This is a genomic window from Aeromonas sp. 19NY04SH05-1, from assembly GCF_040581895.1.
GTDB classification, from domain to species: domain Bacteria; phylum Pseudomonadota; class Gammaproteobacteria; order Enterobacterales; family Aeromonadaceae; genus Aeromonas; species Aeromonas enteropelogenes.
On record NZ_CP095328.1, the window covers coordinates 4,066,711 to 4,080,572 of the forward strand.

14 protein-coding genes and 1 pseudogene are annotated in these 13,862 nt (G+C 63.4%); 6 read left to right on the forward strand and 9 right to left on the reverse strand.

What is annotated here, in order from left to right; all coding sequences use genetic code 11:
- Positions 1 to 9: 9 nt before the first annotated feature.
- Entirely contained in the window at positions 10 to 2,058 is a 2,049-nt protein-coding gene (locus tag MRK42_RS18705; protein ID WP_354688502.1) for a GNAT family N-acetyltransferase, read from the reverse strand.
- The gene (locus tag MRK42_RS18710; RefSeq protein WP_354688503.1) at positions 2,055 to 2,369 is read right to left on the reverse strand and encodes an HlyU family transcriptional regulator; all 315 of its coding nucleotides are present in this window, start codon (positions 2,367 to 2,369) and stop codon (positions 2,055 to 2,057) included. Before MRK42_RS18710 ends, MRK42_RS18705 begins: the two co-directional genes overlap by 4 nt.
- Positions 2,370 to 2,506: 137 nt before the next feature.
- On the opposite strand from MRK42_RS18710, the gene MRK42_RS18715 reads away from it, so the two are divergent.
- From MRK42_RS18715 to MRK42_RS18725, 3 genes are all read left to right on the forward strand, one after another.
- Positions 2,507 to 2,713, forward strand: a complete 207-nt coding sequence (locus MRK42_RS18715) for a bacterioferritin-associated ferredoxin (RefSeq protein WP_026456376.1) — start codon at positions 2,507 to 2,509, stop codon at positions 2,711 to 2,713.
- 132 nt (positions 2,714 to 2,845) lie between these two features.
- A complete protein-coding gene (bfr, locus tag MRK42_RS18720; RefSeq protein ID WP_042025922.1) occupies positions 2,846 to 3,322 on the forward strand; it encodes a bacterioferritin in 477 nt (158 codons plus the stop codon).
- Positions 3,323 to 3,489: 167 nt separating this feature from the next.
- Positions 3,490 to 3,948, forward strand: a complete 459-nt coding sequence (locus MRK42_RS18725; protein WP_354688504.1) for a methylglyoxal synthase — start codon at positions 3,490 to 3,492, stop codon at positions 3,946 to 3,948.
- Between the two features lie 67 nt (positions 3,949 to 4,015).
- On the opposite strand, the gene MRK42_RS18730 is transcribed toward MRK42_RS18725, so the two are convergent.
- Positions 4,016 to 5,167 (reverse strand): iron-containing alcohol dehydrogenase, encoded by a 1,152-nt coding sequence (locus MRK42_RS18730; protein ID WP_354688505.1) that lies wholly within the window; start codon positions 5,165 to 5,167, stop codon positions 4,016 to 4,018.
- 141 nt (positions 5,168 to 5,308) lie between these two features.
- Positions 5,309 to 5,761: a hypothetical protein gene (locus MRK42_RS18735; protein WP_354688506.1), complete on the reverse strand. Its 453-nt coding sequence runs from the start codon at positions 5,759 to 5,761 to the stop codon at positions 5,309 to 5,311.
- Between the two features lie 451 nt (positions 5,762 to 6,212).
- On the opposite strand from MRK42_RS18735, the gene MRK42_RS18740 reads away from it, so the two are divergent.
- The gene (locus MRK42_RS18740; protein WP_354688507.1) at positions 6,213 to 7,685 is read left to right on the forward strand and encodes a C69 family dipeptidase; all 1,473 of its coding nucleotides are present in this window, start codon (positions 6,213 to 6,215) and stop codon (positions 7,683 to 7,685) included.
- 65 nt (positions 7,686 to 7,750) lie between these two features.
- On the opposite strand, the gene MRK42_RS18745 is transcribed toward MRK42_RS18740, so the two are convergent.
- From MRK42_RS18745 to MRK42_RS18755, 3 genes are read right to left on the reverse strand one after another with little or no spacing between them, the layout of a single operon-like run.
- Positions 7,751 to 8,497, reverse strand: a complete 747-nt coding sequence (locus MRK42_RS18745; RefSeq protein WP_223379245.1) for an SDR family oxidoreductase — start codon at positions 8,495 to 8,497, stop codon at positions 7,751 to 7,753.
- Positions 8,498 to 8,539: 42 nt separating this feature from the next.
- Positions 8,540 to 8,785, reverse strand: a complete 246-nt coding sequence (locus tag MRK42_RS18750) for a DUF3624 domain-containing protein (RefSeq protein WP_042072689.1) — start codon at positions 8,783 to 8,785, stop codon at positions 8,540 to 8,542.
- Positions 8,772 to 9,317, reverse strand: coding sequence for an N-acetyltransferase (locus MRK42_RS18755; protein ID WP_354688508.1), 546 nt, complete (start codon positions 9,315 to 9,317; stop codon positions 8,772 to 8,774). The genes MRK42_RS18750 and MRK42_RS18755 overlap by 14 nt, the downstream gene beginning before the upstream one ends.
- 185 nt (positions 9,318 to 9,502) lie before the next feature.
- Here MRK42_RS18755 and MRK42_RS18760 point away from each other — a divergent pair, with 185 nt between their 5' ends.
- Complete coding sequence (locus MRK42_RS18760; protein ID WP_342013132.1) at positions 9,503 to 10,945, forward strand: RimK family protein; 1,443 nt, start codon at positions 9,503 to 9,505, stop codon at positions 10,943 to 10,945.
- A gap of 60 nt (positions 10,946 to 11,005) precedes the next feature.
- Here MRK42_RS18760 and MRK42_RS18765 read toward each other — a convergent pair whose 3' ends face one another.
- Together MRK42_RS18765 and MRK42_RS18770 are read right to left on the reverse strand one after the other, a co-directional pair.
- A complete protein-coding gene (locus MRK42_RS18765; protein WP_342013131.1) occupies positions 11,006 to 12,634 on the reverse strand; it encodes an alpha-amylase family protein in 1,629 nt (542 codons plus the stop codon).
- 261 nt (positions 12,635 to 12,895) lie between these two features.
- Positions 12,896 to 13,153, reverse strand: a complete 258-nt coding sequence (locus tag MRK42_RS18770; RefSeq protein ID WP_354688509.1) for a DUF2442 domain-containing protein — start codon at positions 13,151 to 13,153, stop codon at positions 12,896 to 12,898.
- A 257-nt stretch (positions 13,154 to 13,410) separates the two neighbouring features.
- Here MRK42_RS18770 and MRK42_RS18775 point away from each other — a divergent pair.
- Positions 13,411 to 13,848 (forward strand): annotated as a pseudogene (locus MRK42_RS18775) (LTA synthase family protein); the annotation flags it as partial.
- Positions 13,849 to 13,862: the final 14 nt, after the last annotated feature.

The following is a 13,862-nucleotide window of genomic DNA, read 5'->3' on the forward strand; positions in this document are numbered from 1 at the left end:
TGCCAACGGTTACAGCAGACGGGCCAGCAGGGCACGCAGCGCCTTGATAAGCGCAGGCTTGCCCGCCAGTTGCAGCCGGCCGGCCAGACGGGTCCAGTCTGCATATTGCCAGATGGTGGCGATCAGCAGATGGCGCTCGTCGGCCATTAGCGGCGCGAGCCGGTCAATATTGCCCGCCAGCCAGCGCTGCAGGCTGGGCTGACACAGCTCGAACGGCTTGTGATGGTGAGCAAAGCAGGCCAGCTCATCACACACGAACTCGTCCGGCTCACCCGAGACAGGCTCGCTGCCCTGCACACACTGCCACACCAGCTCTGGGTCCAGCCCCTTGAGCTCCCCCGCCAGCAGGGTCGGCAACTGGGCCACGAAACGCCGTCGCCACAGGGCCAGCTCGGGCTCATGTTCCGGCTTGAGCGCCTTGAGCAGCAGGGCGGCGTGGCTGCCGCTGGCGGCATCCCGCTGCAACCCGATGCGCAGCGCCACCAGCCCCGCCTTGCGCCAGAACGGCAGCAGATCGGCGCTGGCCGAGAAGGCGGAGCCGAGGTAGTCGAGGCCCGCCTGGCGGTAGTGCGCCTCCAGTTGGCCAAGCAACAGCGAGCCGAGACCATGGCGATGAAGCTCGGGATGGATGGCGATGCGCATCACCCTGGCGTAGCTGCGCTCCCCAGCCGTCTTGCACCCCGCGTGGGCCAGCAATGACTGGGGCAGCAGATGACCGCGCGGTCGCCGCCGGCCAGCCCAGATCGCCTCCGCCAGCTCGGGTTCTATCTGGCCCTCCCGCGCTACCAAAGCCACCCCGAGCAAGCTCTGCGCCTCTTCCAGCAGGTGGATATCGAGGCTTGGGCTCTCCAGCAGAGCTCTGAGATCACTTGGCGTAGTCTGGTAGTGAGCCAGCACCAGCAGGCCGAATATCTGGTTGAGCAGCGTTTCGTCCTTTGCCAACACGTCTTGCGCGATCATCCGCCAGCGCGAATGAGTCGGCGGCAAGGGAGCTGCCACCTCGGCGTTGAGGCCGAGCAGGCGAAACACCAGCGGCTCCAGCGGATCCCGGGCACTCCAGCGGATTGGCGAGGCCAGGTGAACTTCCTGCCAGTCCGGCGTCTCCCTGTCCAGCACCCGCTTGAAGCGCAGATGAAAGCCACGCCCCGTCCCCTCGTAACCGTGCTCCGTGGTGGCGAAGACGATGCGGCTGTGACGGGCCAGCATGGCCTCCAGCAGAGGGGTCGGGATGGCGGCGGCTTCGTCCACCAGCAGCAGATCGGGCTGCAGCCCTTCCTGTACCAGCCGATCCGGCGAGCAATACGTAAGGCCAGCCAGCTTGTCCACCGTGGTGCCAAGCCTTCTGGCCGCGTGGTCAAACAGGGTGGCGACCGTCCCCTGGGACGGGGCCGTCACCACTATCTGCAGATCGGGCTGTTGGCGCAGCAATTCGGCGGCGGCGATCCCCAACAGGCTGCTCTTGCCACGGCCACGGTCGGCGCTCAGCACCAACGGACGGCGACGATGGCCGTGCAGCACCTTGTGGATGGCGGGCAGGGCAAGGGCCTGATCGTCGCTCAAGGGACGATCGGGCCCCAACGGCTGCCAGGGCTCGCCATCGTCCCGGGGCAGCAAAGAGAGCGCCGGATCCCCTTCCAGCAACCGCACCAGCCGGGCGATAAAGCCGTGCCCCGCCTGCGCGGCCTCTTCGGGCCGGGCCACCAGCCGCACCCGATCCGGGTCCGGGTAGCCGGGCCATTGCGCCCTCGGCGGAGTCAGCAACAGCAGCAGACCGCCAGCGCGCAGGGTACCTGCCAACGCCCCGAAGGCGTCTGGGTGAAAGCCGCTGAAGGCGTTGAGCACCAGGGTGTCGCACTCCTGCCCGAGCCGCTGCAACGCCTTGGCTGCCGGCAGGGGGTTATGACAGGCAGGCCCCTCCCCGAGCCAGAAGACTGTCTCGCCGAACAGGGCATCGGCACGGGCAATGCAGTCGGCCTGCTCCCCCTCCAGCCAGATCAGCCGCCGCTCACCGGTACGGGCCAGGCATTGGCGCAAGTCTCCCACCTCTGATGGCGTCATGATGCGGAGTTGTCGCCCGGTTTGACCCTGGGTTCGAACATGCGATCCCCCATCTGGTCGATGAAGGTGTGGGCCTTCTGCACCATGAAGCGCTCAGCATCGGCCGGGTTGGCAAACAGATCGGAGCGGATGAAGCTGTGGGTCAGCAGGGTGCCGTCCACTTCTTTGGTGATGCGCCCAGCCAACCGGTACTGGCCCCCCTCCGCCATGGGCTCGGGGTAGATAAGATAACCGGCGTATTCGGTGGGCGTGACCTCGGCGGCTTGCGGTGACTGGCTCCCGAACAGGGCGCCGAGCAGTTTCTTGAGCATGATGATCCCCCTCTGTGACAGGGCATTGTCCCCAAGGGGTGGATGAGTGGCAAGCGGGGCAACTTATTACCAATGGTTATTTGCATCACGAACTATTCTCATTTAGATTTCCTTCATTGCAGCATGAGGTAATCACTATGTATGTCTGTTTGTGCCGTGGCATCACAGATACCCAGATCCGCAAGGCGGTACAGGCAGGCAGCGGCGAGTTTCGCCAGCTCAAGCAGGAGCTGGAAGTCGGCGCCCAGTGTGGCAAGTGTGTGCGCATGACCATGGAAATCATCGCCACCGAGCTCGACAAACTGGCCAAGGAACAGCCCCCGCTCTACTACGAAGTAGCCTGAACCGGCCATCTGTCGGCTTTGCCGACTCACCCCTCCCATCAGACGAGCAGGCTCGTCTGACCTTCTTTTGTCACTTTTCTCGACTAAGCTCTAACGATCGAGGCCGCAGGCACGAACCAAGGAGCACTGTCGATGAAAGGAGATCCCAAGATCATTGCCCACCTCAACAAGGTGCTGGCCAATGAGCTGATTGCCATCAACCAATACTTCCTCCACGCCCGCATCTACGATGACTGGGGCCTCAAGGCGCTCGGGCACAAGGAGTATCACGAGTCCATCGATGAGATGAAGCACGCCGACGAACTGGTCAAGCGGATCCTGTTTCTGGAAGGGCTGCCCAACCTGCAGGATCTGGGCAAGCTGCGCATCGGTGAGACGGTGGAGGAGATGCTGCGCTGCGACCTGTCGCTGGAGCTGGATGCCATCCCCGATCTCAGGGTGGCCATCGCCTACGCCGAGTCGGTGCAGGACTACGTCAGCCGCGACCTGTTCCAGGACATACTGGAAGATGAAGAGGAGCATGTGGACTGGCTGGAGACCCAGCTCGATCTCATCGATCGCATCGGCCTGGAGAATTACCAGCAATCCCAGCTGCATCACGACTCCTGAGTGAGCCCCATGCATGCCATCCGACACCCGCCACGGCGGGTGTCTTCGTTTGCCGGCCCGCAAAACTGTCCGTCAGGATCACAGTTAGCGCGACCGGTACAGCAAGCGCCACGGCTTTCGTTTAGGATACGCCTCATCTTCCCATCACATGATTACGGACATTTTCCATGGAACAGATCGCACGCGAGATGGCCCCTCACAAGCGGGTCGCCCTGGTGGCTCACGACAACATGAAGACCGCCCTGCTGAACTGGGTGATGCGCCGCAAGGAGGAGCTCAAGCTCCACCATCTCTATGCCACCGGCACCACGGGCACCATGCTCGGCAAAAATGCCCAGTTGCCCATCACCTGCCTCTTCTCCGGCCCCATGGGGGGTGATCAGCAGCTGGGAGCCCTGATCGCCGAGGGCAAGATAGACGTGCTGATCTTCTTCTGGGATCCCCTCAATGCGGTGCCCCACGATCCGGACGTGAAGGCCCTGCTGCGCCTGGCGGCGGTGTGGAACATCCCGGTGGCCACCAACGAGGCGACCGCCGACTTCATCATGGACAGCCCCCACATGCAGCAAAAATTCAGCGTGCAGATCCCCGATTACGCTGGCTATATCAAGGCCAGAACCGAGTAATCACACCTCCGGATGCCACAAGGGCCGCATGATGCGGCCCTTGTTATTGTGCACTTGCCTGACGGGCTCACAGCGCCCGTACCAGGATCCGTGCCACTACGTCCGTGTCTATGTCCTGCTGCTCCCCCAGGGCGGTGCGCCCCACCCGTTTGAGGTTGGAGCAGATGGCGGGGATGCAGCTCTCGCCGAGATCGTAAGCGGCCAGCCTGGTCGGCAGCCCCATCTGCTGGAAGAACTGCTCGGTGCGGATGATCGCCTCCTCGATGCGCAGCGCCTTGTCTTCCCGGGTCGAGTGCCACACCCGCTCGGCAAACTGGGCCAGTTTCTCCTGCTTCTGGGCCGCCCGCTCTCGCAGCAGCGAGGGCAGCACCACCGCCAGACTCTGGCCATGATCCAGCCCGTAGAGCGCCGTCAGCTGGTGGCCGATGGCGTGGCTCGCCCAATCCTGCGGCACCCCGCAGCCGATCAGGCCATTGAGCGCCAGACTGGCGGCCCACATCAGGTTGGCGCGTACCTGATAGTTGGTGGGCTCCGCCAGCGCCCTGGGGCCATTGTCCACCAGCACCTGCAGCAGGGCCTCCGCCAGCCTGTCCTGCACCTCGCCTCCGACCGGGAAGGTAAGGTACTGCTCAGTGACGTGGACGAAGGCATCCACCACCCCGTTGCCGGTCTGGCGGGCGGGCAGGCTGTAGGTGGTGGCGGGATCGAGCACCGCAAATTGCGGCTGCACCAATGGGCTTCTGAAGGAAATCTTGGCATCCCCCCGACTCACTACGGCGGTCGGATTGCTCTCGGAGCCGGTGGCCGGCAGGGTCAGTACGCAGCCCAGGGGCAACGCTCTGGCGACGTCCGCCTGATTGGCGCAGATATCCCAGGGGTCATCCCCTTCGTAGCAGGCCGCCGCGGCAACAAACTTGGTGCCATCCACCACTGAGCCGCCCCCGACCGCCAGCAGAAAGTCGATGCGCTCGCGCTTGACCAGCTCAACCGCCTCCATCAGACGTTCGTATCTGGGATTGGCACTGATGCCGGAGAACTCCTGCCACTCCATGCCGGCCAAAGCTTGGCGGATCTGCTCATAGACGCCGTTTTGCCGGATGCTGCCGCCCCCGTAGAGCACCAGCAGACGGCTACCCGGCGGGATCAGCGCCGGCAGGCTGGCGATCTGACCTTCACCGAAGCAGATGCGGGTCGGATTGGCATATTGGAAGTTGTACACGGCGGACTCCTCGGCTTGAACGATGCCGGAACATTGTGCGCCTGCAGGGAAGTGAGGTCAAAACGGGTGGCAGTATCTTGCCCGCCGCTGGCCGATGCTGGCCGACGCCGGCAAGGCTGGCGGGCATCCGGCAACACAAACTCAGGCCGTTGTGGCAGTCTCGCTCTTGCTCGTCTTGCCGGTCAGACGATCCATGGCCTCCTTGAGCATCGCCTCCTGCTGCTCCTTGAGCGTCTTGCTCTGCTGCTCCCGCTCCTCGGCGGTCAGGGTCTTGTCGCCGGCGATCGTCTGCAACTGCTCTTCCAGCTCGTTGTACTTCTTGCGATCAAATCCCAGCGCCTTGTCCACCAGTTGCTGCATCACGGCCCCCTTGTCGGAGTTCATGTCCAGCACGGGGGGTAGCTTGCTGTTCTTCGCCAGATGCTCATAGGTCAGCACCTGCTGGGCCTGGCCGGTGATCCGCTGGGAGGAGAGGCTGACCAGCTCCTCCCAGCCGCCCTCCTGACCACCCGCCCCGGCACTGCCGAGGGTGGCGAGGGCACGGGAGTTGGAGGCGCTCTGGGCAAGCTGCTGGCTGTAGGGTTTGATATCCATAAAAAGGGCTCCAGTCTGCGTGACGGGTGGGCTGATTCGGTGACGTGAGGCGTCAGGCCTCACCATTGTCAATAAAACCAGCAAGTTACAGGCCAACTTGGCAAACGGGCCCACAAGCCTGCCGACATGGGGAATGCACCGGATGGTAGGGTCAGCGGCGTCAGAATCATGACTCCTCAGCCCCCTGGTTTTCCCCTCGGGCTCCGCCATCCGGTCACGGCTGCGTCAAAAATCAGGGATTGGCGCCAAGATCACAAAACAAATGACCACAACGAAATACAATACTTAGCGCAGAATATGACCTGCAAGCAGTGTTATGGATGAAATGTTTGCATATTGATAAATTTACAGACCTATTCACCGGCACCTGCCTGTGCCGCCTCTGGCCTGCGGCAACAGCTATCCATCCCACCGCCTGACTTTTACCCACCTCAATGACTCGGGCAACTCTATGAAAAAACACTCTCTGACCCTGCTCTCCGCCACCCTGTTCACCCTGCTTGGCACCAGTGCCGACGCCTGCACTGGCCTTATCGTCGGCAAGGGCGCCAGCACGGATGGCAGCGTGATGCTCGCCAGAAACGAAGACTTCGGCATCAACAACTGGAACAAGTACCTCGCCTTCCACCCCGCCAAGCAGAACGAGGAGAAGGTCTGGCGACTGGGCAACGGGCTGGAAGTACCCATGCCCAAGGCCTTCCTGGCCTACTCCTCGATCCATGACTGGGATGCCGTCACCCTGGATCCCGCTGGCAAGTATTACGAGGAGCGCGGTATCAACGAGTTCAACGTCGCCATCTCGGCCACCACCAGTGCCGAGGTCAACGAACGAGCCAAGAAGGCCGATCCGCTGATAGAGAAGGGGGTCATCGAGGCCATCATCCCCACCCTGATCCTGCCCCAGGCCAAGAGCGCGAAGGAGGGGGTCAAACTGCTCGGCGACTATGTGGAGAAATATGGTGCCGGTGAGGGCAACAGCCTCTATCTGGCGGACGTGAACGAGGCCTGGCTGATGGAGATAGGATCGGGCCACCACTGGATCGCGGTGCGGGTGCCGGATGACAGCTACGCCATGGTGGCCAACGGCCTGCGCATCCACGGCGTCAATCTGGACAGCCCGGATGTGCTGCACTCGCCCAAGCTGCTGGAGTTCGTGCAACAGCACAAGCTGCTGGACAAGGCCGACCCGGCATCGTTCAACTTCGCCAAGGCGTTCGGCGTGGTGGCCGACCCCTACAACGTGGATCGGGAGTGGCTCGGCCAGCAGATGCTGACTGCCTCTCACAAGCAACCGACCCGCCAGGAGCAGTATCCGCTCTTCATGAAACCCGATGCCCCCATCGCCGTGGCCGATGTGGCCAGGGTGCTGAGCGCCACCTATGAGGGGACGCCGCTGGCCGGCAAGGCGGAGCGGCCGATCCGCATCGATCGCCAGCTCGAATCCCACGTCATCCAGCTGCGCAAGGAGATGCCCAGGGAGTTCCAGGGATTGATTTGGCAAAGCTACGGCGTGCTCGCGGAATCCGTGATGGTGCCGCTCTACAACACGCTGCAATCCTATCCCCTGCCCTATCGCACCGGCAGCGACACCTATTCCGATGACTCCGCCTACTGGCAGTTCCGCAGCCTGACTGCACTGGCCGGCACCAATCCTGACAAGTACCTGCCGCTGTTGCGGGGCGTCTGGCAGAAGGAGAGCAGCAAACTCTACAAGGAGGTGGCACTGCTCGATCAGACGCTGAAACAGGCCTACAGCAAAGACAAGGCCACGGCGGTGGAACTGGCCTCCGACTACTCCTACGGCCAGCTGGAGCAGACCTACCAGATGGCGAAGGATCTGCGCTACAAGCTGATGACGGATCTCACCAAGAGCACGGAGAAAAAGTATTCGGAAGAGGAGTTCAAGAAGATCATGAGCCTGTAAGGGGCTCACCAAAGCAAGGAGGCACCCGAGGGTGCCTCCTTTCATTTGCTCGACGCCACCGGGATTCAGCGACGGCTGATATGGAGCGGGCCCGAGGTCTGGGCCACCGGCATGATCTCGATCCGGTTGATGTTGACGTGAGCGGGCTGCTGGCTGACCCAGAGCACGGTATTGGCGATATCCTCCGGCTGGATTGCCTCGACCCCCTGATAGACGGTAGCCGCCTTGGCATCGTCACCGTGAAAGCGCACGTTGGAGAACTCGGTGCCACCGCACAAACCGGGCTCCACATTGGTGACCCGGATAGCGGTGCCCGCCAGATCGGCGCGCAGGTTCAGGCTGAACTGCTTCACGAACGCCTTGGTGGCGCCGTAGACATTGCCACCCGGATAGGGATAGGTGCCGGCGATGGAGCCGATGTTGATCACGTGACCGCGATTGCGCTCGACCATGCCCGGCAGCAGCAGCCGGGTCAGCAGGGTGAGACCGCTGATGTTGGTGGCGATCATCTGCTCCCAGTCTTCAAGATGTGCCTTGTGGGCAGGCTCCAGCCCCAGGGCCAGTCCGGCGTTGTTGACCAGCAGATCCACCTCACACCAAGCGGCAGGCAGCCCCTCAATGGCGGCCCGGGTCGCGGCCTTGTCCTGCACGTCGAACACCAGCGGCATAAAGTCTGGCCCCAGTTCGTCCGCCAGTGCCGCCAGGCGCTCACCGCGGCGACCGGTGCCTATCACCCGGTAGCCCGATTGCACCAGCAGGCGGCTGATGGCCGCCCCGAATCCGGACGACGCGCCCGTTACCATTGCTATCATCTGAACCTCCATTGTTATCTGTCTTCTTGAACCCATTCGATGTCATTCTTCATCCAGCTCGCGGCCCGTCCCCTTGCGCCAGAGAAACACCAGCAGGTGCAGCGCAAACAGGCCCGATCCCGCAAGGGCAAACAGCAGGCTGGTGAGGGCATTGACCGAGCTGTCGGCGCCAAACCACCACCAGGCCAGCCAGCCGGCGAGACCGATGGCAAAGGTCTGGGCGGCGCACACGGGGCAGCGCCCCAGCTTGGCCTTGATGGCGGTGGCCAGGCAGTTATCGCAGCTCATCCCGACGCTCCCGCCCCTTTCCTTCGGCGGTGGGTGCCGCCTCACTCTGGTGTTCTCGCGTTTGGCCGCTGGCCCCCTCTTCCCTCAGCGGTAATACCAACCGCCGGGCATGCTGGCCATGGCCATAGTAATCCGGCAGCCTCTGCTGCAACCTGAATCCGAGTCCCTGATAGAGGGCCAGCGCGGCCTCGTTGCTCTCGCCGACCTCAAGCCGGATGGCCCTCCAGCCGGCCTCCCGCCCCTCGCGGATCACCTGCTCCAGCAGACGGCGGGCCCAGCCGAGACGGCGCACCGTCCAGCGGATGGCCAGGGTCTGCACCACCAGTCGATCCCAGCCCCTGTGCTCCAGCAGGCTGAGATACCCCATCAGTTGCTCCTTCTCATCCAGCAGCAGCAGGGTACGCCCCCTGGCCCGGGTGAGCAGATAGTGCCAGCGGCTACGGCCGAAGGCGATTTCGGGGGGGAAGCAGTAACGCTCCAGCTTAACGATGGCGCCCACATCATCGGTTCGGGCCGCTCGTACGGTCAACACGGGGAGTCCTTGTTCGGTTATTTATCTTCAGCACCAAAAATGCGACTTGTATCACAAGTTACCAAGGCAGATATTAGGCACTGTAACCTCTTGTTTCCCCTCGCGCCATTGTCGTGCTTGTCGGTGCATCGAAGCCCACTGGGGATCCTGCCGTTTCAGGCAGTCCTTTCTGTGGAGCCGAAAATATGAGTACCTATGTCATCGTCGAAGAGCTGGGCGACTGGCCTTGCCATGCCGACTATCTGCTGACCGCCCGCACCTACCTGCAACACGGTGTGCCCACCACCGGCGGGCGCCCCCGCATCATCAACCTCTGTCGTAATCTGGATCACCTGAGCGCGGGTTATTACTGCTCTTTGCTGGCCCAGGCCCGCGGTCACCACTGCCTGCCCGGCCTGCAGGCCATCAGCGTGCTGCAACCCCAGCAACCGCCGGCCAAACTGTGGCGCAAGCTGCAGGGGTGGCTGGCCCAGCAGAGCGAGGACAGGATCCGGGTGCGCGCCATCTTCGGCCAGAGCGAACAGAGCGAGCTGGCGGGGCTGGCCCGCTACTACTACGGCCTGAGCCAGCTGCCGCTGCAGGAGCTGACCCTCAAGCGCGGCCGCCACGGCTGGTCGGTGCGCCAGCAGCAGAGCCTCTCCCCCCTGGAGCTGAGCCAAAGCGAAAAGGCCCTGATGCTGCACCACGCCCAGGCGCTGGTGGGGACCGGCGATGAGGAGCAGGCGGCCCCCCTCTATCAGCTCGCCATCCTGGTCGACCCCAACGACGGCCGCGCCAGCAGCGATGCCCTGGCACTGACGCGCTTCATCAAGGCCGCCGCCGCCCAGGGGATCCAGGCCGAGATCCTGGCTCCCTCTGCCATCGAACGGCTGCCGGAGTTCGATACCCTCTGGCTACGCGCCGAAACGGCGGTCGGCCACTACACCTTCGAGTTTGCCCGCCGCGCCGAACAGCTCAAGATGCCGGTGATCGACAGCTCCCGCGCCATCCTGGCCTGCAGTAACAAGCTCTACCTCTACGAGCTGATGGTGCGCAGCGGCGTACCCATGCCCCCCACCATGGTGGTGACCCGCCGCGGTCGTCACCATGTGGACGAGCTGGTGCAGCGGCTCGGCCTGCCACTGATGGTGAAGGTGCCCGACGGGGCGCAGGGGCGCGACCTCGCCATGGCCAGCGACGAGCAGCAACTTGCTCGCCTGCTGGATGAAGGCTTGGGGCGCTCCGCCCTGCTGCTGGTGCAGAGCCGGATCCCCGCCGAGTTCGACTGGCGCATCGGCTTTCTCGACGGCTCACCGTTGTTTGCCTGCCGCCGCTATCGCCCCGAGCCCGGCAACCGCATCCGCCGCCGCAAGCACCCCCTCGACATGAGCCGGATCGAGGCGTTGCCACTCACCGAAGTGCCGGAGCGGGTGCTGCAGACCGCCCGCCGCGCCGTCCACCAGCTTGGCAACGGTCTGTTCGGGGTGGATCTGCGCCAGCAGGGGCGGGATTGCGTGCTGCTGGAGATCATCGACAATCCCTGGATACGTGGCGATATTGAGGACAGAGAGGCAAAGGACCTCTACGAGCGCCTCGCCCGCGCCTTTCGCCAGCGCCTGGAGAACCGGGGCCAGAGCGCGGCCGCCTGAACCCGCAAAAAGGGCCCAGCGAGGGGCCCTTTTTTCATCATGCGGAACACGGCCGGAGCGTCATTGCAACAACAGGAAGCGGCCGGTGAGCGGGGGCAGCGTCACCGTCAGGCTGCTGCTGCCGATGGCCAGGCGCTCGCCGCTCTGCAGATCTACCAGGGCGCTGCCGCTGCGCAGCTTGCTGGCCGGCACCGCATAGCTCTGGGGCGTGGTGGAGACGTTGAGCAGGTAGACTACTTGCTCGCCCGCCGTCTGCTTGATGTCACCATAGACGCTCCCCTCGGCCACCAGCTTGACCCGCTCTCCCTGATAGAGGGCGGGGTGGGCGGCGCGCAGGGCCAGCAGCTGGCTGAGCCACTGCTTCAGCTCGGCCTGCTCACCGCTCGGCACAAAGCCGGTGGCACCGGGCACCTTGCCGTCGCTGCGGGCCACGTGATCGTCACAGAGCCCCTGAGCGGCACAATCGCCACCCACCTGATTGGCAAAGCCAGGCACCTCGTCGCCAAACTCCTCGCCGTAGTAGAGGGTGATGGGGCCGGAGCGGGCCGCCAGGAAGCTGAAGGCCGCCTTGTGGCGCTGCCAGTAATCCGCCGGATTGAAGTTGCCGCGCTCCAGCAGATCGCCGAAGCGCACCAGATCGTGGTTGCCCAGCATCAGATTCGGCATGGCGTAGTCCGGGTAGTTCTCCACCTTGTTCCAGCTGGCGTCGAGCACACTGGCCCCCTGGCCGCCCTTGCCGGACTCCTCCACCGCCAGCGCCTGTACCAGACCGTAGCGCAGCGGGAAGTCGAACGCCGAGGAGAGCGCCGGGTTGTCGCTCGGCCCGTAGGCCTGGGCCCGGATCTCGTCGACCCCCTTCCACACCTCCCCCACCATGTAACCCAGGGTGCCCCACTGCTGGCCAGCCGCCTTGCGCGCCGCGCTGGCCCGCTCCACCTCGGCGCGAATGGCGCGCCACTCAATGAGGCCGAGCTGATAAGCCTGATCGAGGCGCCAGCCGTCGATGCCGTACTGCTCGACCCAGTAGCGGGCCACCTCCTTGAAGTAGGCCAGGCTCTCGGGCTGGCTGTAATCCACCAGCTGGCCCGGGTAGCCGGCACCGCCGCTCTTGAGGGCGGGCAGGCGCCCCGCGGGGGAGGGCTTGCTCACCCCCACCTTGCCCACGTGGCCGAACACCCCGTCGAGGAAGACATAGAGACCGCGCTGGTGCGCCCCATCCACGAGTTTCTTGAGCAGGGCGTTGCTGCCGAAGTTGGGATCCACGTTGAAGAAGTCGCAGGCGAAGTAGGCGGTGGCGTCCAGCCTGTCGTCCCCGCCCTGACCGGCGCAGGAGTCGAATACCGGGGTCAGCCAGATGGCGTTGACGTTGAGGCTCTTGATGTGGTCGAGGCTGTCGATGATCCCCTGCAGATCGCCGTTGTGCTGGGAGGGGCCGTAGCCGACACCGTAGTTGGCGCCGCCGTCCCCGTCGACGAAGGACTCCACCATCACCTGATAGATGCGCAAGTTGCAGGCTGGCTGAGCATCCCCGTAACAGGCGCGACTGGCCGTTACCACGGGAGGATGGGCAATCGGAGGGTTGACGACCGGTGTGCCAGCCTCCCCGCCCGCCGTGCCGCTGCCACCACAGGCAGAAAGTAACAGGGCGGCTCCGATGAGGCCGCCATGACGCAACATTCCCTGTTTCATTGTTATGTTCCCGCTGTGAGCGCAAGTGCCTGATGCACCCGTTTTCAGCCATGATAGTGGCCCATGGCTGCGCCTGTCTGTGACTGAAAACGTTATCTGTCTCAGTGGGTTAGCCAGACTTATCTCGGGAGTCGTCCATGGGGCGCACGCAACGAAAGGCTCGCCATGCTCTCGAAAACAGGGTGAAAGTGACCGGGGCGAAACCGTCACTCGCGATGACCGGCATAATGACGCTCGGACAAAGAACAAGTGCAAAGCCTGTTAACTGAAGGCTTCCCGCTCGTCGATGGGCATGATCAGGTGGTAGACCTCGTGGGCCGACAGGGTGCAACCGGCTGGCCACTCCAGTTGGTGGTGGCGGTTGATGAAGACACGGGCAACACGCCGCTCCGAATCGAGCGTCGCAAACAGGGGCTGGGTACACCAGGGAGTGAGATCCAGCGCCCCCGTGGTGCCGTCGGAGAGCACGACAAACAGGCGCCATCCCTGCAAATATTCCACATCGATAAAGGCCGGCATCCCTTCGGCTCCGATTGAGAAATTTTCGCCATTATAAGAAGGGATATACCGCCCATTCGCGCCATAGCTCACATTTCATACAGTAGGATATGCTGTTCACCAGAGGCGATCAAACTCACAATTTTGCATAAGAGGCATGAGGATGACCTCTTTTCTCAAACCGGGATGCAACCTTCCGGCGCCCCCCCTGTCATATTGCCACAACAAATAAAAAAACGTCTGCGGACAGACGTTTACAGGCTCATTCAGGAACAATTATGACAAACCTCAAGCAACGGCTGGGGCCATTCTGGCCCTTTGCCGTTTTCTGTGCGCTCGCCCTTTTTTCGCTCACCCTTGGCAGAATTGCCCTCGGTCTCTGGCAGCTGGAGCGAGTCGATGCCGTCGCCGGTTGGCAGGAGATGCTGCTGCAGGGGCTGAGAGTCGACTTCGCCACTCTCTGCTGGGTCTGGGGCGTTCCCGCCATGCTGACCCTGCTGCTGGCGGGCCCTCATGCCATCGGCAGGATCTGGCTGCAACTGATGCGGGTCTGGCTGACCCTGGGGCTCTGGCTGATGCTCTTTCTCGAGATCTCCACCCCCTCCTTCATCAGCGAATACGGGGTGCGCCCCAATCGCCTCTATGTGGAGTACCTCATCTATCCGAAGGAGGTGTTCGCCATGCTGTGGGCGGGTCGCAAGGGAGAGCTGCTGCTGACTCTAGGGAAGGT